This is a genomic window from Neobacillus sp. YIM B06451 (assembly GCF_032667185.1).
Classification (GTDB): Bacteria; Bacillota; Bacilli; order Bacillales; family Cytobacillaceae; genus Bacillus_D.
The window spans coordinates 110,330-130,342 of sequence record NZ_JAVFKJ010000004.1; the positions used below are offsets into that span (position 1 = coordinate 110,330).

Annotated in this window: 26 protein-coding genes; 11 read left to right on the plus strand and 15 right to left on the minus strand. The window is 43.8% G+C overall.

The features are described from left to right. Positions 1 to 1,335 carry a TldD/PmbA family protein gene (locus RB160_RS10270; protein ID WP_316570161.1) on the plus strand — a complete coding sequence of 445 codons (1,335 nt, stop codon included), beginning with the start codon at positions 1 to 3 and terminating at the stop codon, positions 1,333 to 1,335. Here the strand turns inward: RB160_RS10270 and RB160_RS10275 are convergent. The 8 genes from RB160_RS10275 to RB160_RS10310 form a co-directional block, all read right to left on the minus strand. Next, positions 1,315 to 1,809, minus strand: coding sequence for a hypothetical protein (locus tag RB160_RS10275; protein ID WP_316570163.1), 495 nt, complete (start codon positions 1,807 to 1,809; stop codon positions 1,315 to 1,317). The two genes, RB160_RS10270 and RB160_RS10275, sit on opposite strands and share 21 nt — an antisense overlap. A gap of 262 nt (positions 1,810 to 2,071) precedes the next feature. After that, positions 2,072 to 2,425, minus strand: coding sequence for a hypothetical protein (locus RB160_RS10280; RefSeq protein WP_316570164.1), 354 nt, complete (start codon positions 2,423 to 2,425; stop codon positions 2,072 to 2,074). 150 nt (positions 2,426 to 2,575) lie between these two features. Further along, positions 2,576 to 2,914 (minus strand): hypothetical protein, encoded by a 339-nt coding sequence (locus tag RB160_RS10285; protein WP_316570165.1) that lies wholly within the window; start codon positions 2,912 to 2,914, stop codon positions 2,576 to 2,578. Further along, complete coding sequence (locus tag RB160_RS10290; protein ID WP_316570166.1) at positions 2,907 to 3,350, minus strand: hypothetical protein; 444 nt, start codon at positions 3,348 to 3,350, stop codon at positions 2,907 to 2,909. The genes RB160_RS10285 and RB160_RS10290 overlap by 8 nt, the downstream gene beginning before the upstream one ends. Beyond that, entirely contained in the window at positions 3,328 to 3,549 is a 222-nt protein-coding gene (locus RB160_RS10295; protein WP_316570167.1) for a hypothetical protein, read from the minus strand. The genes RB160_RS10290 and RB160_RS10295 overlap by 23 nt, the downstream gene beginning before the upstream one ends. After that, the gene (locus RB160_RS10300) at positions 3,546 to 3,956 is read right to left on the minus strand and encodes an Hsp20/alpha crystallin family protein (protein ID WP_316570168.1); all 411 of its coding nucleotides are present in this window, start codon (positions 3,954 to 3,956) and stop codon (positions 3,546 to 3,548) included. The genes RB160_RS10295 and RB160_RS10300 overlap by 4 nt, the downstream gene beginning before the upstream one ends. 142 nt (positions 3,957 to 4,098) lie before the next feature. After that, the gene (locus tag RB160_RS10305; protein ID WP_316570169.1) at positions 4,099 to 4,344 is read right to left on the minus strand and encodes a hypothetical protein; all 246 of its coding nucleotides are present in this window, start codon (positions 4,342 to 4,344) and stop codon (positions 4,099 to 4,101) included. Between the two features lie 31 nt (positions 4,345 to 4,375). Beyond that, on the minus strand, positions 4,376 to 4,858 hold the full coding sequence (locus tag RB160_RS10310) for a hypothetical protein (RefSeq protein ID WP_316570171.1): 483 nt from the start codon (positions 4,856 to 4,858) through the stop codon (positions 4,376 to 4,378). Positions 4,859 to 5,058: 200 nt separating this feature from the next. On the opposite strand from RB160_RS10310, the gene RB160_RS10315 reads away from it, so the two are divergent. From RB160_RS10315 to RB160_RS10325, 3 genes are read left to right on the plus strand one after another with little or no spacing between them, the layout of a single operon-like run. Then, positions 5,059 to 6,189: an ROK family protein gene (locus RB160_RS10315; RefSeq protein ID WP_316570172.1), complete on the plus strand. Its 1,131-nt coding sequence runs from the start codon at positions 5,059 to 5,061 to the stop codon at positions 6,187 to 6,189. A gap of 11 nt (positions 6,190 to 6,200) precedes the next feature. Continuing rightward, a complete protein-coding gene (locus tag RB160_RS10320; protein ID WP_316570173.1) occupies positions 6,201 to 6,953 on the plus strand; it encodes a 6-phosphogluconolactonase in 753 nt (250 codons plus the stop codon). Next, positions 6,950 to 8,335 carry a family 4 glycosyl hydrolase gene (locus RB160_RS10325; RefSeq protein ID WP_316570175.1) on the plus strand — a complete coding sequence of 462 codons (1,386 nt, stop codon included), beginning with the start codon at positions 6,950 to 6,952 and terminating at the stop codon, positions 8,333 to 8,335. The genes RB160_RS10320 and RB160_RS10325 overlap by 4 nt, the downstream gene beginning before the upstream one ends. Positions 8,336 to 8,407: 72 nt before the next feature. Here RB160_RS10325 and RB160_RS10330 read toward each other — a convergent pair whose 3' ends face one another. After that, positions 8,408 to 9,220, minus strand: a complete 813-nt coding sequence (locus RB160_RS10330) for a CPBP family intramembrane glutamic endopeptidase (RefSeq protein WP_316570176.1) — start codon at positions 9,218 to 9,220, stop codon at positions 8,408 to 8,410. A 191-nt stretch (positions 9,221 to 9,411) separates the two neighbouring features. On the opposite strand from RB160_RS10330, the gene RB160_RS10335 reads away from it, so the two are divergent. Continuing rightward, positions 9,412 to 10,380 (plus strand): NAD(P)-dependent alcohol dehydrogenase, encoded by a 969-nt coding sequence (locus RB160_RS10335; RefSeq protein ID WP_316570396.1) that lies wholly within the window; start codon positions 9,412 to 9,414, stop codon positions 10,378 to 10,380. A 62-nt stretch (positions 10,381 to 10,442) separates the two neighbouring features. Continuing rightward, the gene (locus RB160_RS10340; RefSeq protein WP_316570178.1) at positions 10,443 to 11,054 is read left to right on the plus strand and encodes a class I SAM-dependent methyltransferase; all 612 of its coding nucleotides are present in this window, start codon (positions 10,443 to 10,445) and stop codon (positions 11,052 to 11,054) included. 71 nt (positions 11,055 to 11,125) lie between these two features. On the opposite strand, the gene RB160_RS10345 is transcribed toward RB160_RS10340, so the two are convergent. The 4 genes from RB160_RS10345 to rbsK all read right to left on the minus strand — a co-directional run bounded on the left by RB160_RS10345 (position 11,126) and on the right by rbsK (position 13,925). Continuing rightward, the gene (locus tag RB160_RS10345; RefSeq protein ID WP_316570180.1) at positions 11,126 to 11,581 is read right to left on the minus strand and encodes a GNAT family N-acetyltransferase; all 456 of its coding nucleotides are present in this window, start codon (positions 11,579 to 11,581) and stop codon (positions 11,126 to 11,128) included. 154 nt (positions 11,582 to 11,735) lie between these two features. After that, positions 11,736 to 12,218 carry a hypothetical protein gene (locus RB160_RS10350; protein ID WP_316570182.1) on the minus strand — a complete coding sequence of 161 codons (483 nt, stop codon included), beginning with the start codon at positions 12,216 to 12,218 and terminating at the stop codon, positions 11,736 to 11,738. Beyond that, positions 12,187 to 12,885: a class I SAM-dependent methyltransferase gene (locus RB160_RS10355; protein ID WP_316570183.1), complete on the minus strand. Its 699-nt coding sequence runs from the start codon at positions 12,883 to 12,885 to the stop codon at positions 12,187 to 12,189. The genes RB160_RS10350 and RB160_RS10355 overlap by 32 nt, the downstream gene beginning before the upstream one ends. A gap of 146 nt (positions 12,886 to 13,031) precedes the next feature. Further along, the gene (gene rbsK, locus RB160_RS10360; RefSeq protein ID WP_316570185.1) at positions 13,032 to 13,925 is read right to left on the minus strand and encodes a ribokinase; all 894 of its coding nucleotides are present in this window, start codon (positions 13,923 to 13,925) and stop codon (positions 13,032 to 13,034) included. Positions 13,926 to 14,285: 360 nt separating this feature from the next. Here rbsK and RB160_RS10365 point away from each other — a divergent pair, with 360 nt between their 5' ends. Next, positions 14,286 to 15,191 (plus strand): hypothetical protein, encoded by a 906-nt coding sequence (locus tag RB160_RS10365; protein ID WP_316570187.1) that lies wholly within the window; start codon positions 14,286 to 14,288, stop codon positions 15,189 to 15,191. A gap of 80 nt (positions 15,192 to 15,271) precedes the next feature. Here the strand turns inward: RB160_RS10365 and RB160_RS10370 are convergent, their stop codons facing one another. Next, positions 15,272 to 16,063, minus strand: coding sequence for a CAP domain-containing protein (locus tag RB160_RS10370; protein ID WP_316570188.1), 792 nt, complete (start codon positions 16,061 to 16,063; stop codon positions 15,272 to 15,274). Between the two features lie 393 nt (positions 16,064 to 16,456). Here RB160_RS10370 and RB160_RS10375 point away from each other — a divergent pair, with 393 nt between their 5' ends. From RB160_RS10375 to RB160_RS10390, 4 genes are all read left to right on the plus strand, one after another. Continuing rightward, a complete protein-coding gene (locus tag RB160_RS10375) occupies positions 16,457 to 17,401 on the plus strand; it encodes a hypothetical protein (protein WP_316570190.1) in 945 nt (314 codons plus the stop codon). 96 nt (positions 17,402 to 17,497) lie between these two features. Next, positions 17,498 to 17,668, plus strand: a complete 171-nt coding sequence (locus RB160_RS10380; RefSeq protein ID WP_316570191.1) for a hypothetical protein — start codon at positions 17,498 to 17,500, stop codon at positions 17,666 to 17,668. 267 nt (positions 17,669 to 17,935) lie between these two features. Then, the gene (locus RB160_RS10385) at positions 17,936 to 18,331 is read left to right on the plus strand and encodes a CidA/LrgA family protein (protein WP_316570192.1); all 396 of its coding nucleotides are present in this window, start codon (positions 17,936 to 17,938) and stop codon (positions 18,329 to 18,331) included. Beyond that, positions 18,309 to 18,992: an LrgB family protein gene (locus RB160_RS10390; protein WP_316570193.1), complete on the plus strand. Its 684-nt coding sequence runs from the start codon at positions 18,309 to 18,311 to the stop codon at positions 18,990 to 18,992. Before RB160_RS10385 ends, RB160_RS10390 begins: the two co-directional genes overlap by 23 nt. Before the next feature lie 88 nt (positions 18,993 to 19,080). Here the strand turns inward: RB160_RS10390 and RB160_RS10395 are convergent, their stop codons facing one another. After that, positions 19,081 to 19,971 (minus strand): manganese catalase family protein, encoded by an 891-nt coding sequence (locus RB160_RS10395; RefSeq protein ID WP_316570195.1) that lies wholly within the window; start codon positions 19,969 to 19,971, stop codon positions 19,081 to 19,083. Positions 19,972 to 20,013: the final 42 nt, after the last annotated feature.

A 20,013-nucleotide genomic window follows, 5' to 3' on the forward strand; every position in this document is an offset into this window, starting at 1 on the left:
ATGACTTTTCAGGAATTTCTGTTTCGCGAGGCTGAAAACAGAGGGTTCACAGATGTGGAAATCTATTTTGAAAAAAAAGAAGTGTTTGGCTGCCAAATTTACAATGGCGAAATTGACCAATATGAGATTGCAGAGGATGGAGGCCTGTCGTTTAGAGGAAAGATTAATGGAAAAATGGGTTATGCCTATACAGAAAAAATCGAAGATGCATCCATTCCTTATCTAATCGAGAATGCGATGGAAAATGCCTCGATACTAAATGATGATGAGGTGGAGGAGATTTTCTCCGGCAGCGAAAGCTATGCACAGGGCGACTTCTTTTCCGAGTCATTGCAGGAAGTTGGGATTCCGGAAAAAATCGACTTCATTAAGGAAGTTGAGAAGGAACTCTTAGCAGCCGACCCGCGATTCCAGCCAACCGATTTCTGCGGCATCCGAACCGAATCAGTTATAAAAACGCTTGCCAATAATAAAGGTTTGAATATAAGTGACAAGTTGAATGTTTTATATGTGTATGCCCAGGCGATTGTGAAGGATGGTGAGGAAAAGAAAACCTCGTTTGAATTTAAAGTGACGAAGGACTTTCACAAGTTAAGCGCCAGGGAAATTGCCCAGAAAGCCGCAAAGGAAGCATTGGCGCAATTGGGTTCGAAGTCAATTGAAAGCAGGAAATATCCTGTTCTGCTCCGCAACGATGCGGCCGCTCAGCTTTTAGCGGTATACTCAGGCAATTTTTCCGCTGAGAATACACAGGCCGGCACGTCGCCATTGAAGGATAAACAGGGAAAAGCAATTGCGTCCGCCAAAGTAACGATCGTGGATGACCCGTTTCTTGAAGGAGGACTTGGCTGCCGAACTTTTGATAGTGAGGGAGTGGCCACAAAGAAACTGACAGTTGTTGAGTCAGGGGTGCTGCAATCCTTGCTCCATAATTTAAAAACTGCCAGGAAGGAGCAAACATCCACCACCGGGCATGCGCATAAAAGTTCCTATAAGTCAGCGATTAAGGTCGGGCCGTCTAATTTTTACATTCAGCCTTCATTAAAGGAATTTAGCGAATTGGTCAGTGGGATGGAAGAAGGAGTTTTGATTACAGAACTTTCAGGTCTGCATTCCGGGGCCAATACCGTTTCAGGGGACTTCTCGGTCGCTGCAAATGGGTTCTACGTAAAGGATGGGAAAATCGATTACCCTGTCAACTTAATGACGATAGCAGGGAATTTTTACGAGATGCTGAAGGATGTTGTGGAAATCGGTTCCGATCTGGCATTCCCGCTCTCACCAATCGGCTCTCCGTCAATCCTTGTAAAGTCATTATCGGTTACGGTTGAATAGTATTGGGCCTTTGTTTGGATACGATACAAGTGAAATATAAATATAATCCTTAAGGCAAGCTGTCGCCGCTTTGGTGGCAGCTTTTGTTATTATGTATAAAAAATCTCGGAAGTCGTTTTTACATGATAATTCACTAATTATGGTATAAGATTCACTAGTTAGTGTCTGGATCGCTACTATTTTTCGAAACGCTGTATAGTGATATTTCACTAGTCCTTCTCCGCCACCCCGTCGATTTTGCAAGGGACGGATCCGCCGCCTCAATGAAGAAGCTACCCGTCCCTTATCTCTTAATAAATCAGTAACTCCAATGGTGGAATGGATAGCCCCCATGCCAATGATGATGATGGAACCAAGGATAGTGATGGTGATGATGCCAAGGATAGCCGCCATATCCATAACCCGGATAGCCGCCGAATCCCATGCCATAACCAGGATAACCGCCGACTCCCATACCGTAGCCCGGATAGCCACCAAAGCCCATCCCGTAACCCATGCCACCTAAGAATTGTCTCTCCATGTTTCTCTCTCCTCCTCAAATTCATTCAAAACATCTTATGCTTCTTTGGGTGGGCGGGAATGGTCAAATGCCTAGGTGCGGAGATATTTCTTTCATAAATGAGGGGGGCGTATCCTGTGCATCAATGAAGCACTTGATACCGGGTCCAACAACGAAAAACAGGAAACGTATCCCGTGCTTCAATGAGGCACTCGGTCCGTTCCCTGTTTCTAATTGTTAGGAAATTTTCGCTATGTATTCGGCGGTTGATTGCGGTTCGTCCTTGGCTTGGACTTTGTCGATTTTATCGACAAACATGCCGAAGACCCTTTTCTTTTCTTCAAGGTCCTTGATTTCGGCTTTTAGCCTATTAAATTGTTCCTCGAATGGTTTGTGGTAGATTTCCCGGATGGTGCGGATAATCTCTTCGTTCACTGTTGACTGGGTGACCTGCTTGGTTATGCTGAACTTGTAATTGTATACCATAAGCTCCTGCTTTACCTTTTCATACTCCTTATCGATCTCCGCGAGCAATTCCAAGATTTCCTCTTTCCATTCATTCAACGATTTTTTAAGATATGAAGAATCCATAACGTGTCTCCTTATGCATGTAATAATGGATGAGAAAGTGTGTCCTTCAATTTTAACATGTCTAAGTTACAAATCGTTTTCGGACAGGTTACAGTTTAAACCGCTATATTAAAAAGGCGTAACGAGTGAGGATGTGGATTAAAGAAAATCTCATTCGGATTCGGAATCACCCAACTCTTCCTCCACAACTTCCTGAATATCAACATCCTGTTGCCTTATGATTCCTTGTGCGTATTGAATGAGCGGTTCCTGGCCGGAGTCTTCTCCCAATTCAAAGTTGAAGGCATCCTTCGTTTCCCTTTCTTCCAAAGAAGCGAAAAGGTCATGGATATCAGCATTGTCACCCGATACAGTGCCGAATCCCTGGTTATGCTTTTTATAACTCGTAAAGCCGCTCGGAAGGTTATTGCCCAGATTGACGCACGATGCACCTTCCACAGTTCCGATCGTGATTTTTCCGATAAAAAAAGCGGGAGAAAATTTATTCATCGCGATTGCCCTTTCCGTTGGTTAGTGAAAACGAAACCGGGTCGCCATTGATTAGAATCTGTATATCCCGGCTGTTTCTTTCTGTTTCCAAAAATGTCTCCGTACCGCTTCTCGTTTCTGGCGATATATCCTCAAGGTTTTCTTTTTCCAAAAATGAAGCAGAATTTCTTTCCACATCGGGTTCATTCACTTTCTCTTTTCCATGTACCTTTGGCGAAAATGTGTTGCCCATGTTCAGCATCCCGCTTAACTCCTGGATATCGAGCCTATCGAGGTGAAAGGCGAGTTCCTCAAGGTTCAGTTCATTTAAATGGAGGTCGTTTATATGAATGTCAAAATGGATTTTGCTGTTGTTCGATTCTTTCACGGCATTTTCAAGCCTGTCCAATCTTTCCGCAAAATTCAGCAGGCTTTCAATGATTTTTTCTGTGCTCATCTGAATCAAATCCTTTTTTGTCATTGAAAAATAGCGCATGATTGCCAGTCGCTTTGCTATTTATTCCCCTGATCGAACCAAACCCTTCATTTACTTCGGTTTTGCTAATCCTCCCAGTTTGAATGTTTGTACCTATAAAAAGCCCGGATGAAGAATAGACTCTTCCGATTTTCATTCCTTTGTATCGAATAGCCATCATGTTTCTCCTCCTGGAAAGCGATCATTATTTGTGTTTTTTAATAAAGGAATTGTGATACTTAAAATGCCGTACGCCAATTCCGCTTTTATTTGGCTTGGCACACAATGAACGGGAAGTTTGATTTTTCTTTGAAAAGGGCCGTAGAATCGTTCCTGCTTTATAAAATTTGAAGCTGGGGTCTCAATAAGAGGGTGAATTTCCCCGCTGATCAAAAGACCGCCGGAACTTATTCCGAGCTTTACATCCTTGGGCTTCGCACCGGCAAGGTCCACAGTTATATAAAGCGAATCTTCCGTGTGCATACAATCAATCCGGGGACCTATTAAAGGAGCGACTTCTGTTAAAAGTTCCACGAAGTCACTGCCCAATATTTTTGTGATTTGGGAACGTCGGCCTTTGTTTTTCACTCGGTCACGACCTTTCGGATGGAAAAGATTTCTTTACTACATATATGTAAAAAAGAGGCTGTCATGCTATCGGATTCCTTATTTTATAGAATTGCGCCTAATATAAAAAAACAGCATAGCATCCGGCCGCTATGCTGCTTCATTAAATTGTCTGACCTTGCGCGCTTGGCGAGACGTTTGCGTTGTTCATTTGGCCATCAATGAAATCGAGGTCGTTAATGACGGATCCGTTGGCTGTATTCACCACATTCCCCACTAAAAATCCCTGTCCGTTATTGACCTTCCGGTGGGCCGCCCAGCCGGGGAGCTGATTCTGTCCAACTGCGACGGTGGAATTCGTATTCTGGGAATTAATATTGATGGCGCCAACTCCGAAGGTAATGGCCACCTGGATCCCTCCTTTAGAGGCCAGCGGAAAGTTATGAATGGGTCAAATGATTGATTTGGGTATCAATAATATCTTGATCTGAAATGTAGGTTGCATTGTTTTCGTTCTGTATCTTGCCAATCATCCTGCCTTGTCCGGCATTCCGCTTGCTATGTGTACTCCAGCCGTTCAGGTCATTTTCCCCAACCGCCAGGGCAGCGCAGGAATCAAGTACGTTTACGTTAATCCCGACAACGTCGACATGATTGAGGCTGCTATTCGGCCCCCGTTCCATGATGCTAATCGCATTGCTGTTAATCGGAGTATCGACAACATCATTGTCAATGACATAACTATAGTTCCTGGAAATCCGGCAATTGCTCATCGAACCAAAGCCGTAATTCGTTTTACGGTGTGAGGACCAGTTATTTGCATAATTAATGCCAATAAAAATGCCCGAGGCCGTATCGATGGAATTCACATTCACCTGGTCGACAATGACCCGGTTCCTCATTCGTTTCCGTACCATCTTCATACCAATCCCCTGGTTTACAAATATATAGTGTAGAATATGCATCCATCTGAAAAAAGTTCGTTATTACGGCGAGGTGAGGTTTCTCATTGACACTTCATTTACCATTGATATACTTTTTAGTAAGGCCATTTAAGGTGGTTTCATTTTTGTTTATTTTTTTAACTTTGTTAATTAATGTAGTTAAATAAGAGGGTGAAGCAATGAAATCTTTTTTGCCGCACGATATCAAGGACGAAAATAGAAAAATAATTTTTGATATTGTCATGCAGCACCCTGAGCTCGCGAAGGTTGAAATTACCAAGAAGACAGCGATGAGCTTTGTAACGGTTAGCAAGATTGTTCAATATTTTGAGCAACTCGGAATTTTGGTTCCAACGGGTGAAAGCCGCGATGGTTCGGGCGGACTTGGAAGAAAAAGGACTGTATACCGATTTAACGAGAATCGGTATGCAAGTATAGGGCTTCAGGTTATTGGCGGCCAGATAACGGCCGTTCTCATTAATTTGCATTGCAACGTGCTTTATACGTACTCAATTGATACAGGTATTCCTTTTTACAATGAAGAATTTATCGGTGTTTTTAAAAATATTGTCTGCCGCATGAGTGAAAAGGCTGAGGAAACTGGCAGCAAGATTGTTGGGGTTGGTATTGGCGTGGATGGCGCCATCAATAACAGGAACAAAACAATTAGGATGAGAGTTCAAAACGATAAAGAAGGGGATTATTTTTTTGAGCCTATTATTGAAAAACTAAAAATGGCCGTTGGATTGCCTATTATTCTTGAAAATGATGTAAACGCTTCAACGGTTGCGGAATACCGGAAAATCGAGGATCAGGAAAATGGGCTCGAAGATTTAATCCATATTTCTTTGGGCGAGGGAGTAGGCGCGGGAATGATCCTGAATAAAAAGCTGCATAGGGGCGTTCATGCAAGTGCTGGTGAGCTTGAATACATGTGTTTTGATCCGGATTATATAAAAGCGCCACATTCGGTTGGCTGGCTCGAGGGCAAATTGGGAATGAGGGCTTTGCTCAATCAATTCGATTTGAGCCTTGATTCCGGGAGAGAAGCCTTTGTAGAGTATGTATCCAAACATTTGGCTTTAATCATTACAAACATCAATAGCCTTTTGGATGTTGGAACCATCATAATTAGCGGAAAAACAGCATTATTATACCCGGAGGAGCTGTTAGCCAGGACGCAAGCTTATGTTAAACAGTTTACAGATTGGGAGCCATTCATTATTGTCAGCAGGTCTTCGCATTCCACGGCGGTAGGGGCAGCCAATCTTGTTCTTCAGGATAGAATGATGGAAATCATCTCAGGATAGGACGTGAAAGCATGATCCGAATTTTTAATAATGAACAGGAAGTCGCTCTCCAAATTGCCAAGGAGATGGAGGAGCATGTAAGAACAGAAGCAAAGCCGGTATTATGTTTAGCATCAGGCAGCACCCCCAAGATATCCTACCAGCTGTTTGCCGCTGGTATGAAAGGCCAGCCCGCGCTTAAAAAAGTGAAATTGGTAAGCCTTGATGAATGGGTGGGAATAAGAAGGGAATCGGAGGGCAGCTGTTTTCAAATGCTCAATCAGGATTTATTTTCCCATCTGGAACTGGAACCCGGGCAAATTGAATTTTTTGATGGAACCGCTAATGATTTGCAGGAGGAGTGCTCGAAGATTGACAGTTTTATAGAGGAACATCCGATTACATTCAGTTTAATTGGCGTTGGCATGAACGGACATATTGGCTTGAATGAGCCCGGGTGCCAAGTATTGGGCCATAGCAGTGTTGTCGATTTATCCGAAACGACAAAGACAGTTGCCCAGAAGTATTTTTTACAACCAACAGAACTTGAGAAAGGCATTACGTTGGGATTAAGGCAGATAGCGGAAAGCAAGCGGGCCATTGTTGCCATTACAGGTGAAAGGAAGGCTGAAATCGTAAAGGAAATGGCCATTCTTAAGGATAGGAAGCTGCCTGCCCAGGAACTGCTTGGCTATGAACATATTGATTTCTATTTGGATAGGGCGGCAGCGAAATATCTAAAGTGTAAATTTATAGGGGAAAAGTCGGGAGGAGAACAAATATGAAAAAAGTAAAAGTAGCATTAGTCGGGGCGGGCAGCATTTCGTTTGCGCTTGGCTCTCTTCAGGATTTGGTCCTGTCCGAAAGGCTAAAAAATGAAGTGGATCTCGAAATCGCCCTTATGGACATTGTTGATGAAAATTTAACAAAAACGTATATCTATGCGAAGGAAATGTTTACTGAATTCTCTCACCCGGCAAACCTTTGGAAAACGACAAATCTGGAAGAAGCACTGACTGGCGCTGACTTTGTCATTACTGCGATTGAAGTAAACCGATATTTTTACTGGTCACAGGATTTCCATATCCCGCGCCGGTATGGCAGCAAACAGATTTTTGGCGAAAATGGCGGCCCCGGATCGATGTTCCACACACTCCGAAATCTCGGCCCGATGCTCCACATCGCGCGCACCATGGAAAAAGTTTGTCCTGATGCCTGGCTGCTCAACTATACGAATCCCGAAGCGAAATTGGTTGAGGCGATATCAAAGTTAACCTCTATTAAAATAGTAGGCTTGTGCCATGGACTCGATATGGGCGTCGACCAAATCTCAAAGTTCCTGGAAATGGACAGAAATGATTTGGGCTTTGAAGGGGGAGGCTTGAACCATTTTGGTTTCTTCACGAAACTATGGGACAAGAATACAGGGGAGGACATATACCCCCTCTTCAATGAAAAAGAAAAGCAGGCCAATCGCCTTGCCCAGTTTGACCATATTTCTTTATCCCGGACGATGTACCATATTTATGGGCTTTACCCTTATCCGGGTACAAACCATATCGGGGAGTATGTTTCGTTTGCCGGGGATTTTTACGCGGGGCTTCCGCTTCAATTCCATTATGACCCAGTAAGGGAAAGGATATGGGAAAAGGATTCGAGGACTCCTGAATTCGTTTACTGTGCCCATGGCGGGATACTTGATAAAGGCTTGTTTGACGAGAACATGACCTATGAAGAGTGGGCCGAAACGATGTTTGTTTTTAAAAAGGAGAATGTCCATAAGAGTGGCGAGTATGCGATACCAATCATTGAAGCGATTTTCTTTAATGATGAAATCGAAATCAATTCGGCCAATTTGCAAAATAATGGTGCAATCAAAGGCCTGCCGGATGATATGGTTGTCGAAACGCAGGCGGTCGTGAATGGTGATGGAATCAAATTAAAACCAATGACTATTGAGCTGCCAACAGCAATCATCGGAACGATCCACATACAGGGAATGATTCATAGATTGCTGATTGAGGCTTACGTGGAAAATTCGAAAACAAAGCTACTGCAGGCGATTTTGCTTGATCCGCAGGCGCCTAGCTATTATCAGGCATGCGCCATGATTGATGAAATGTACGACCGGCAAAAGGATATTCTTCCTTTGTTGGAATGGAAATGACCAAAATGTTAAACAAGAAAGCCGCCCTTTACATTTGAAAAAGGGCGGCTTTTTCATGTTTTGAATGCTGGGCTACATCGAAGGAGATTTCCCCTGTGGGATGTCATTGCTTCTCGAATCAAGCTTTTTCCGAATGGCCATGACAAAAAGAAACATCAGCAACGGAATGAGATAATTTTTCACCTCTAGAAAAAGGGAAGCGGAATGGTTCGAGGTAAGATTGAAAATACCTCCGTTATCCTGGCCGAGCGTTCCGTTAAAAAGGCCGTAGCATACATTCAGCCCCCAGTGGATTCCTGTAGTTGCCCAGATTGAACCTGACTTGTAAAAGGCATAGGTCAGCGAAAGCCCGACAAGGACGGAGAACAGCGTATTGGAAAGGCTGAAGCCTTCGTTCCAAATATCGTCAAAGGAATACGCAACGATTGAAATAACGAAAATCCAATGGACGGGGATACGGTTCCTGAGCTGGGCGAAAATATACCCTCTCGTGATAATGTCATTAAAAAATGAGCCGATAAAAAATGTCCCCAAAACCATTCCGGTTATCGCAACGGATTCTCCGAATGGCTTTATCCCTGTTAGTTCAAATGAGCCAAATCCCCATGAGAGGAGATAGCTCATAAGCCAGAAAGAAAAACCGGTACCGAAGCCGATTAACAGGTTTCGCGTCCACTTTTGATGGAACCGGATGCCAACGTCCTTAAACCCAACCAGCCCGTTCCATTTTAACAATAAATAAAGGAGAGGCAAGAAGCCGGCAACGAGCAATAGCTGTAAAAAAATATTCCCGGCCCCCGCGATTGCCACATTTAAATACACGTCCAGCAGGATGAAGCCTAAGAAAGCTTTTGCGTAGTCCCATATCGCTTTATTGGTTTTCAAAAAAACCACCGCCATCCATAAGATATTTTTAATCATACCATGGCGAATTGGCAATTGGTAAAAACTTTCCTTTAATGGTCTTTTAAACCATAATAAAGATACATCCAGATACATAATTTTTCCTAACCCAAATAGGCTGTAAATGAATTAGTTTTTTGGAAACAAATCCAACCATAGTAGGGGGAGTCTTTATCAAGGCGATTGTTTGTAGCAAATATGGCGCGCCGGATGTTCTGGAGGTAAAAGAAGTTGAAAAGCCCGTACCTAAGGACAATGAAGTGTTGGTCAAGGTACACGCGGCATCGATTAATTATGGGAATCTCGTTCTTTTAAAAGGGGAACCGTTCCTGGCCCGTTTTGCATTTGGCCTTTTAAAACCGAAATACCCAATTCCAGGGGGCGACATCTCCGGACGTGTGGAGGCGGTTGGCAAGGATGTTAAGCTGTTCAAGCCCGGGGATGAAGTGTTTGGGGACCTTTCCGGAAGCGGCTGGGGCGGGTATGCGGAATATGTGGCTGCTCCCGAGGATGCATTTGCCTCAAAGCCTGCGAATCTATCATTTGAAGAAGCGGCCGCGGTGCCGATGGCAGGAGTCACAGCGCTGCAGAGTTTGCGTGATAAAGGGAAGATTCGCCGTGGACATAAGGTTTTAATTAATGGAGCATCCGGCGGTGTCGGAACGTTTGCGGTCCAAATCGCCAAATCTTTTGGCGCCGAGGTCACCGGGGTGTGCAGCACAAGGAATATAGAAAGAGTCCGTGCCATCGGGGCGGACCATGCCATTGATTACACAAAAGAGAATTTTACAAGAGGGACGGAGCGCTATGACTTGATCATTGGCGCCAATGGGAACCACCCGGTTAGTGCATACAAACGTAATTTGAATCCAAACGGAATCTTTGTCCATGTTGGCGGCGCCGGGGCGCAAATGGCGCAGACCATGTTGCTTGGCCCCTGGATTTCCATGGCCGGCAGCAGAAAAATCAAAAGTTTCTTGCAGCGCCCAAACCAAAAAGACCTATATTTTATGAAGGAGCTGCTGGAAACAGAGAAGGTAAGGCCTGTTATTGACAGGCACTATGCCCTGGACGAAATTTCAGATGCCTTTAGCTATTTTGCCGAAGGCCATGCGCAGGGGAAAGTGGTCATTACAATGTAGGCCTGAAGGGATGCCTCTTTTAACCGAATTGATAAAATTGGCCAATCAAGGAGGCTTGTAAGTTGGAAATCAACCGGCAAATCCAATTGTTTGATAAACAGGTTAAGCGGTATGCGAAGCCACTTAAAGAAAATTCGTCTGAGTACCGTTTAAGGAAAAATCTATTGGGCTCTGCGAATGGAGACATCCTTGAACTTTCAGTGGGAGCGGGAACGAACTTCATATTTTATCCAAAGAATGCGAAAATCACTGCTGTTGATTTCAGCCCATCAATGATTGGACATGCGAGGTTAAAGGCATCTCAGGAAAGGCTTAATGTGGAGTTTATAACCGCTAATGTCGAAGAAGCTGATCTAGAGGCTGGCCAGTATGATACAGTCATCTCCACACTATCGTTATGCTCTTACCCGAATCCGGAAAAGGTGCTTGAACGGATGGCTCATTGGGTAAGGCCGGATGGCCAAATTCTTTTAATGGAGCATGGAATCAGTACGAATCCCGTATATGCCTGGCTGCAGAACAAAGCCAATCCTTTTCTTTTGAAAAAATTTGGCTGCAATCACAACCGGGATATCGTAAAACTGGTGGAAGCATCCCCAGTGAGGGTCAAAAAGGCCGAAAGTTTTTGGCTGAATTCGCTTCACCTGATTTGGGCAAGCCCCAGAAATAAATAAGTAGGGAAGGTTCCAGGAATGGGCCTTCCCTTTTTTCATTTTGGCAAAAAGCATGATGAGCCAGCCGCCGTTCAACCAAAATTCTTCTTGAAAAAATCGATCTCCATAACGGTTGAAATTTCTCTGAAACCAAGCTTTTTGTATAAGGACTTTGCCGGGTTCCCCGCAAAAACGTTGAGCTGGATGGTGCCAATCCCTTGGGACTGAAGTTCGTGGATTGCTGCTTCCATCAGTTTCTTCCCGATGCCAAAATTTCTGTATAGGGGAAAAACGTATAACTGAAGAAGGTTGCCGGTTACTTTGCCGGTCAGCGGATTCCAATTGGAGCCAAGCAGAATCCAGCCCCTAATTTCGCGATTGTGGTCGTCAACCAGGTAATAGGCCCCGTTTTTCACGATGGGCTGAAACATGTTATAGCCATTCTCCAAATTGTTGGTGGCGTATCCCATCGTGCTTTCTTCAATCACATGTCCAGACACCCTCAATATATAGTCAGTCTCCAATTTGCTGGCTTTTCTAATGGTCATACAGCACCTCAAAGAAAATTAAGATGTAATACTATATCCCCTTACCACCCGCCATGTGCCTATCCCTAATGTTGCAATGAGGAAAGGCTGTCCATTCTTATTCCCATTAAGGGACACTACTTCCCGCGTCAGTCAAGAGGGGATTAGTCCCCTGCTACACTGCAAAAACTCGGAACCCAAACATGCTGCTGGGAATAGGTTGTAATTGTAGTGAATCAGAGGAGGTAGACAAATGCAGCATAACAGCAACCCTAATACTTTTGATTTTCAGCGGGATCACAAGGATTTTCATGATAAATGCAAAAAGCATTTGTATCAATAGGATGGGGCAGTCTACCAGGGAATCCTTCATAGCTACGACAAGGAGAAGATGTACATCATCATGCCAAATATACACCATCCAGGAATGCAAACGGAATCGAGTGATGAAAGTAGGCTTTTTCCTTTCTTCGGGCCATTCGGGCTCTTTGGATTCCCGTTTTTTGGCATTCGGGCATTTGGCCCATTTTTCCCATTCTTCATTTGACAGATACAAAAACGCTTGCAGCAGAAACATCCGCTGCAAGCCTTTTAATATGAGAACTATAAAATATGCTGTTAATGCGTTATTTCGTACAAGTGAGAATTCGATAATCAAGAATGTCCTGGTATTTCAGCATAATCATATAATGCTGGTTAAATACCTCGAAAAGTTTCGGTTCAATAACATCTGAATAATGGAATTCTGGCATGTTATGTGGTTGAAAGATGGATTTGCTGTTTCTAGTTATAGAAATATTTTCAAAACCCGTCTGATCAAGTAAAACCGCCCAGTCCGATTCGAATGGAAGGGAATCGAATCCATAAAATGCTTTTATTTCTTCGGCTTCCTTTGGCTTGGGCTGCTTATTGATGGTTAACTCGTTTGCAATAAACCGGCCGCCGTCCTGTAAGACCCGATAAATCTCCAGCAAAGCCTTTTGTTTATTTACAAAGGAAAGCACCGATTCGCAGAGGATAAAGTCGAAGCTTTTGTCCTTCAACGGAATATCCTCGATTGATCCGTGAATGATTTCAACGGGAAGCTTGTGTGTGGCCATTCTATTTTTGGCTTTCTCGACCATTATGGGATTGATGTCCATCCCGGTTATGTTCGCCCGATATTGCAAAGCAAGAAAGGCGGCAGTCTGCCCTGTGCCACAGCCAACATCCAGAATTTTGGATGATTCGTTGATTTGCTCTCCTATGAGAATTTCCTGAGTGAGGTTTAAGCCTCCTGGGTGGGCACCGCCAATCCCAAATTTGGACAAGAAATCTAGATACAATGAAGCCCCAATTGGAAACACCCTCTTCAATTCAGCTTATTTGCATCATATGACAGGAATTTTAGAAGGTTCGCCCCATTTTCATCCAATCAAGAAGGATGTGTAATTTAAAGATTGGCAGGTGCGGGAAAGGAAATGTGGGGAAATTAACTAATCACTGCTTCATTTTTTAAGATAGCTTCAACTTCTTCTTTTTTAGGCATTCCTTTTTGAGCCCCAAGTTTCATCGTTGAAAGGGCGCCGACAGCATTTCCGTATTTGCATGCTTGCTCAAGAGAGAGCCCAGTTCCGAGTGCAAAGGCAAGTCCGCCGTTAAAAGAATCCCCAGCGCCAGTTGTATCGACTGTATTCACCTTGAATGCCGGGATTTCCAGTTGAATACCTTGCTGGAAGAACGCAACGCCCTTGCTTCCTTTCGTCATAATGACCTTTTCTTGTATCGTATTTTGATCCATGTTTTTAATCAGGCTTGCGTATTCATGCTCATTCGGTGTCAAATAAGTAACCTGCTCAAGGATTTCATCCGGCAAATCGCAAATTGGGGCAGGGTTTAATATGGTTTCTACCCCATTTTCGCTCGCAATAGCGACCGCTTTCTTTACTCCTTCCAGAGGTATTTCCAACTGGAGGATTAAAATATCGCTATCGGCAATGATGTCCCTTTTCGATTCAACGAAATCGGCCGTAACGTGCAGATTGGCTCCTGGAACAACGATAATGCTATTATCATTGTCAGAAACGATGATCGTGGCTGTACCGGTTGAATCTGAAACCGGTTCCACATGCGTTATATCAATGCCTTCTTTATGCAAGTGCTGTGTGAGGCTTTCGCCAAAACTGTCATCGCCAACACATCCAATCATCCGAACGTGCGCACCAAGCCTGGCGGCTGCTACCGCCTGATTGGCGCCTTTGCCTCCCGGGTTCATAAAAAATTTCTTGCCCATCAAAGTTTCGCCTTTTTGAGGAACTTGGTCAGTTATCGAAACCAGATCCATATTGATACTGCCAACAACCGTTATTTTTGGCTTTTTCTCCATCCCCAATCATCTTCCTTCCTGTTAATAATCTAGTTGAAAAGCAAATAAATATAAATGGCATAATGTTTCAGAATGTTAGTACCCTAGCCGGTTGATTAACAGATAGGTAACCGGTTACACATATCAAAGTTTATATTGAATTTTTCTTTAAGTCAAATGAAAATTAGGAAACGGAAAGAAATGGGCATGGAAGGTGTGTTTCCTCATTTTCTTCTTAGAGTAGCAATCCTGCCTGCATTTTGAAGGGGAACGTACTTCTGAATTGACGAAAACTCCGTGTTATATCTTAATGGGAAATAACGAATCTTATTTAAGTTCTATTCGTATGTTAGAAAACTAGTTTTGGATAGGGGGACCGAAATGGCCGGGTTTTTAAAGTGGATTGCCTATGGAATAATATGTTTTTCTTATCTAATGGGTATGATTGCTACGAGTGAATGGCTTGCTGACAGGACCCCAAATTATATTGTGGGATATTTGGCCATGGGGCTTGGCGCCTTTCTCATCGGCCTTCTCCTTTTAAGAGGAAGAGACTTATTTTCAACGTATATTTTTAAAAGCAAAGCCTTGCGTACGTATTTGTTTTTGACGATTGCGGGTCCTTTATCGTATTCATTATTTGAAGCATGGAGCCATGGAAAGTACCAGGAATTCGCCAACCTGAAGGATGTGTGGCTGTCTCCCGGTTCAGTGGGCTGGCTGGATTATTTTTTATGCATTGCAGGGGCGGCTTTTTTCTTTACCGCGGGGTGCCTCTTTATTGCGGGAATAAAGGAAGCCGGCAAATATTGTGCATCGCTCTGTGCTTTTTCATTTCTGTTAACAGCTACATTGGTCTATGTTACAAATAATGACTATGAAGCGATTAGGACGGACGGTATTGTGATTCAAAAACTTGGTGAAAAAGAGGAAATTGGCTGGTCCGAAGTCAGCCACGTCGATATCATCGGTTATCTTTCACGGGATGGGGCGTCAGCGAACAGTACCCGAAGCTTTAAATGGGAGTTTGTTTTTTACCTGAAAGACGGAACAAAGAAAGTCATTGGTCCGTTTCTATATAACGACTATTTTATAAATGGTTCCTTGGAGATAAAAAAGCTTGTTATGGAAAAGAAAATCCGAATGGCAACTGACAAAATCACTAAGGAAGAATGGCAATTTATAAAAGTCGACATGGATTATGAAAAAGGGAACCCGGAAGATTTTTACGCTGTCTTTCAATTCGACCCAAATACCGGGGAGTATTATAGCATTCCGTATGAATGATACAAAATGAAGCAGGGAACGTTACCCCGCTTCATTCGTGTACCGAAAGTAGCGCTGGATCCGTTCCCTGTTAAGAAATATTACTTTCCGATAAACTCCTGAGTCCAATAGTTGCCTTTAGCGATGTGCCCTACACCGATGTGGGTGAACTTAGGATTGAGAATGTTTTTGCGGTGCCCTTCGCTGTTCATCCAGGCAGTGACAACTTCCTGAGGACTGCGTTGGCCCATGGCGATATTTTCTCCTGCAGAGGAGTAGGTGATCCCAAATTTCTTCATCATATCAAACGGAGATCCATAAGTCGGGCTGTTATGGTCAAAGTAGCCGTTAGCGGACATATCCCGGGACTTTTCCCGTGCCATTTTGCTTAAATTCGTATCCACTTTAAGCGCTGACAGACCAGCTTTTGCGCGCTCCTCATTTGTAAGGGTGACGACCTGCTGCTCAAACTCGCTGAGTGTGCCTTGTTGTTGTTGGGCTGGCGCGGATTGTTTCGCTGGTGTTGATTTTTTTGCTGGCGCCGGTGTTGATTCTTTAGCCGGTGCTTTAAGTGCTTTAGCCGCTGATGACGGTTGGGCAGGTTTAGGGTCTTTTGCTTTTTCCGGTGCCCTTGGAGCTGGCGCAGCCTGCTTAGCGGGAGCGTTGTCCGGTTTTTGCTCATGTTTCAGGTAATCCTCCAGCCCAAGGCGTTGAAGGGTTTCTTCTATAAATCTATTAAACTCGTTCATATTTAAATTCTTGCTTTGATACACAAACACGTGTTTCTGGTCTGCTGGGGTGAGGGACGATGCTTCCGTTTTGTCCGCCATTGGCCCGGCCATCCAAAGTGCTGAAGCCACTGCAAAAGAAAGAATGACTTTTTTCTTCTTCATCTTCCATACCTCCTGTTTATAAAAAAATGATTGTTTGTCAGCTTGTTGCCGCAAGCACATTTATCGTAACATACGTTTTTTGTCATATTTATGGTTAACCCTGCCATCGGTTCCTCGGTGCCGTCGGATAAAATTTTGAAATGCATGTTAAGCGTTGATATAAAAGGCATTTAGAGAGTTAGAGAGAGGCCATGCCGCTTACCAGTTTTCTCAAAGTCTAGCAGGCTTTCCAAATATTTAGGAGTTTGAAGGGTTGACAGCCTTTTAGAATCCGCATTTATGTTACAGTTTCTTTAGAATTATGTAACAACATTAGTAAAACTCGTTGACGTATCTCTTAAATGAAAATAGGAAACGCCCCTGTTTAAAATGTTTTGAAGGGAGGGAATGGATTTGGCGTTAATAGCGAGAGGAAAAAAGTATACTGCTTATGCAATTATTTTAATAGCCCATGTAATGGGTTTGATTGCGATAGGGGAAATGATTAAGGAACGCGATTTTTCCATGCTCGCGATGTATACCCTTTTTGGATTGCTTCCATTTCTCGGGGGCTTCATTCTCATGAGGGGCAAACAAATTTTATACCGGTATTCAAAGGGGAAATATGTTTTTACGATAAAGAAGCTATATAGCCCAAATCTTCGGGTCTATCTGTTTATTACGATTGCCATTCCGTTTTTTCTGTCCGCACTAGAGTTCTGGAACCTTAAGAAATATCAAAAGCTTGCAAACATAAAGGATGTATGGCTTATTCCCGCATCCTATATGTGGCTTGACTACTTCCTGATCTTAACAGCCCTTCTTGCATTGATGTTTGCCGGGCGTATCTTTGTCGCAGGATTGAAAGAAGTGGAAAGGTCTTCTATTGCGGTTTTTGCTTTTTCGTTCTTGTTAACTGCAACAATTGTCCTTTTGACAAACAATGATTTTGAGGCGGTAAGAAAAGATGGAATTGTTACACAGAAACTGGGCAAAATGGAGAGTATCGCCTGGGCGGACGTTACACAAGTTGATATAAATGGTTACCTTTCGAAAGATGGATTTTCCTCCACCTCTTCGCAAAGCTTTAAATGGGAGTTCATTTTTTATATTAAAAATGGAAAGGAAAAGGTGATTGGCCCGTTCTATTACGGAAACAGCTATTTGGACGCATCACTTGACATAAAAAAACTAATCATCGAAAAAAGGATTCCGATGTCCACAGACAGGATTTCGAAAAAGGAATGGGGTTTTATCGAAGTAGATATGGAGTATGATGAAGGAAATCCGGAAGACTTGTATAAAGTATTCCAATATGATCCAGTCAGCAAAGAATATTATAATATTCCGTATGAATGAGCTGTCCGACGGTTGGGGCAGCCCTTTTATTAAATAGGAAGCAATTCTGCTTTAAAAGGCCTGGCCAGGGATGCTTCTGTTTATCAGTCTAATTCAATGAGTGACAAAGATTTGGGCAAAAGCCTGAAAAGTGTCACTCAAATCAGGATGAGCGACAAAGATTTGGGCAAAAGTCGAAAAGGTGTCGCACAAATCAGGATGAGCGACAAAGATTTGTGCAAAAGCCGAAAAAGTGTCGCACAAATCAGGATGAGCGACACAGATTAAGGTAAAAGCTGAAAAGGTGTCGCACAAATTCAGATGAGCGACAAAGCCTTGCCAAAAATCGAAAAAGTTGTCACTCAATCACGGATTAGTTAGAATGAATGGTTATATTCCGGAAAAGGGTTCACCCGAGATATTTGGATACAGCCTGTACAATTTTATAAAAACGGGTATCGTTGAAATCAGGAATGTTCCTATCTTATATGAAACGCGCCTATTGGTTGATGGAAGGTTCACTTGATATCATTTTTTTATGAGGGGGTGAGGTGGTTGTTTCGTGTAAAACAAACGCTTCTTTTTTTCGCCCAGCTGTTTTTTATTTGTGCTATATATGCCGTGGCGGTGTTTGTGGTAGGATTTTTTCATTTGCCTATACCCGGTAGCGTCCTGGGAATGCTAATTTTATTTTTCCTGCTGGCGTCAGGGATTGTAAAGCTTAGCTATGTTGAGTTGGCTGGATCTTTTTTGAACAGGCACCTCGGCTTCTTTTTTGTTCCTATAACGGTCGGTTTAATGGACTTTGGCGGGCTGATAAAGGTGAGTGGCCTGCAAATTTTTGTGATGATTGCCGGCAGTACGATGGTGGGGTTATTGGTAACTGGGGGACTTGCACATTATTTTTCAAAAGGAGAACAAAACGAGCATGAACGGCATAACACTCTTTAGCATCATTTTTACAATCGCGGTCTATTGCGCGGCTCTTGTCCTGTCCAGGAGAATACCTTCTCCTTTCACATCGCCTATCATAACTTCGACTGCAGTAATCATACTTGTTCTTTCATTCATGGATATCGATTACCAGGAATATACCCCTGCAAAGGATTGGATGACGCTATTACTGGGCCCGGCAACGGTGGCGCTTGCCTTGCCTTTATATCAAACAAGAAAGGTTCTAATGGAAAGATTTAAATCTGCCATAGCGGGTCTGGCTATTGGGACGCTTGCTACGATCCTTTCGGCGGTTTGGCTCGCTAAAGCGCTTGGACTTTCTAAAGACCTACAGGCCGCCGCGGCTGTCAAGGCGGTTACATCCCCAGTGGCAATCGATGTTGCGCATTTGGTTGGAGCAAATCCAGCAATCGCCGTGGCATTTGTGATGATTGCGGGGGTTCTAGGCGCAGTGCTTGGACCGATGATTTTATCGTGGGCGAAAATTACAGACCCATTTGCCCGCGGCCTTGGAATCGGAACAGTCTCCCACGGAATGGGCACGAGCCAAATCATGAGGGAAGGCTACCTGCAAGGAGCTGCTTCGAGCATTGCCATGGGGGTAGCCGCCATCATAACTTCCCTTATTTTGCCGTGGCTTTATCCGCTTATTAAATGAAACGAGGGGTATCATCTGGTTCCATCCACCAACGAAAGAAACATTGGCTACGTACCCTGCCCCACATCTCAATTTGATTCTCTCGTTTCTACATATTCGCCATGAGTCTTTTAAGGATGCGTTCATAGTCGTCGCGGTCGATGCCTGGGGCAAATTGCTCGGGTTTTTCCTCAAAATCTGGCACCGGGGCACCTTCAGGCATACCGTCAATGACGTGGAGCGGTTCACCGGTCTCAGGGTTCGGCCCTTTCCAGATTCGAGCAATATCCCGGTATTCCGGTTCTCCCCATGTGTACAGAACATTATAGAGGCCTTTTGCCATGAATTTTTTCGCATAATCGAATTTATTGTTATCAAGGCTCGGCACCGGGAGCATTTTGCCGACTTCCACACCGGTTGCGACTTCAAGGGCCTTTGCATAGGCAATGATATGTGTGCCGCCACGTACAAGCAGGTAACCGATCATTTCCCTTGCAACAGGGTTTGTTGTCATCTCATAAACTCGCATTTTATGTGTCCGGGCGCCGATTTCAAGTAGGTAATTATGGAGGAGATCTGCAACAAGGTTTCCGCTATTGGTGACAAATTCCCCGTTCCATGGCCGTCCCATCCCGTCTCCCGGATAGGCAGTTTGGGCGGTTGTTGTAAAATGGAGCGAATACCTCGCATCCTTTCCGTTCATAAGCGGAGCCAAATCCGGATCGGCTTCAAATGTATTGCCAAATGAGAGCAGGTTAATCGTATTGGCAACGAGCTCAACATGGCCGAATTCCTCGGCAGTGATGCTTGCAATCAAATCATAAAAAGGTTTAAATTTCTTTTTCCCGCGAAAGTTAAAGGACTGGAACATATAATTGTTCAAGGTCGACATTTCACCAAATTTTCCACCCATTAACTCCTGGACCGCGGCTGCCGCATTTGGGTCCCCGTGTTCGGGCCGTGGCAGTTCAATTGCAATCCGGTTGACACGCTTCATCATAAGGGCCACCCCCAAAAAAGAATTTTAATACTGTCCGTCCTG

Excerpts from the sequence above, each read along its gene's own strand:
- RB160_RS10270 (WP_316570161.1), top strand. The coding sequence starts at position 1 with ATGACTTTTCAGGAATTTCTGTTTCGCGAGGCTGAAAACAGAGGGTTC.
- RB160_RS10280 (WP_316570164.1), bottom strand. The coding sequence starts at position 2,425 with ATGGATTCTTCATATCTTAAAAAATCGTTGAATGAATGGAAAGAGGAA.
- RB160_RS10285 (WP_316570165.1), bottom strand. The coding sequence starts at position 2,914 with ATGAATAAATTTTCTCCCGCTTTTTTTATCGGAAAAATCACGATCGGA.
- RB160_RS10290 (WP_316570166.1), bottom strand. The coding sequence starts at position 3,350 with ATGAGCACAGAAAAAATCATTGAAAGCCTGCTGAATTTTGCGGAAAGA.
- RB160_RS10295 (WP_316570167.1), bottom strand. The coding sequence starts at position 3,549 with ATGATGGCTATTCGATACAAAGGAATGAAAATCGGAAGAGTCTATTCT.
- RB160_RS10310 (WP_316570171.1), bottom strand. The coding sequence starts at position 4,858 with ATGAAGATGGTACGGAAACGAATGAGGAACCGGGTCATTGTCGACCAG.
- RB160_RS10315 (WP_316570172.1), top strand. The coding sequence starts at position 5,059 with ATGAAATCTTTTTTGCCGCACGATATCAAGGACGAAAATAGAAAAATA.
- RB160_RS10320 (WP_316570173.1), top strand. The coding sequence starts at position 6,201 with ATGATCCGAATTTTTAATAATGAACAGGAAGTCGCTCTCCAAATTGCC.
- RB160_RS10325 (WP_316570175.1), top strand. The coding sequence starts at position 6,950 with ATGAAAAAAGTAAAAGTAGCATTAGTCGGGGCGGGCAGCATTTCGTTT.
- RB160_RS10345 (WP_316570180.1), bottom strand. The coding sequence starts at position 11,581 with ATGACCATTAGAAAAGCCAGCAAATTGGAGACTGACTATATATTGAGG.
- rbsK (WP_316570185.1), bottom strand. The coding sequence starts at position 13,925 with ATGGAGAAAAAGCCAAAAATAACGGTTGTTGGCAGTATCAATATGGAT.
- RB160_RS10365 (WP_316570187.1), top strand. The coding sequence starts at position 14,286 with ATGGCCGGGTTTTTAAAGTGGATTGCCTATGGAATAATATGTTTTTCT.
- RB160_RS10370 (WP_316570188.1), bottom strand. The coding sequence starts at position 16,063 with ATGAAGAAGAAAAAAGTCATTCTTTCTTTTGCAGTGGCTTCAGCACTT.
- RB160_RS10380 (WP_316570191.1), top strand. The coding sequence starts at position 17,498 with ATGAGTGACAAAGATTTGGGCAAAAGCCTGAAAAGTGTCACTCAAATC.
- RB160_RS10390 (WP_316570193.1), top strand. The coding sequence starts at position 18,309 with ATGAACGGCATAACACTCTTTAGCATCATTTTTACAATCGCGGTCTAT.
- RB160_RS10395 (WP_316570195.1), bottom strand. The coding sequence starts at position 19,971 with ATGATGAAGCGTGTCAACCGGATTGCAATTGAACTGCCACGGCCCGAA.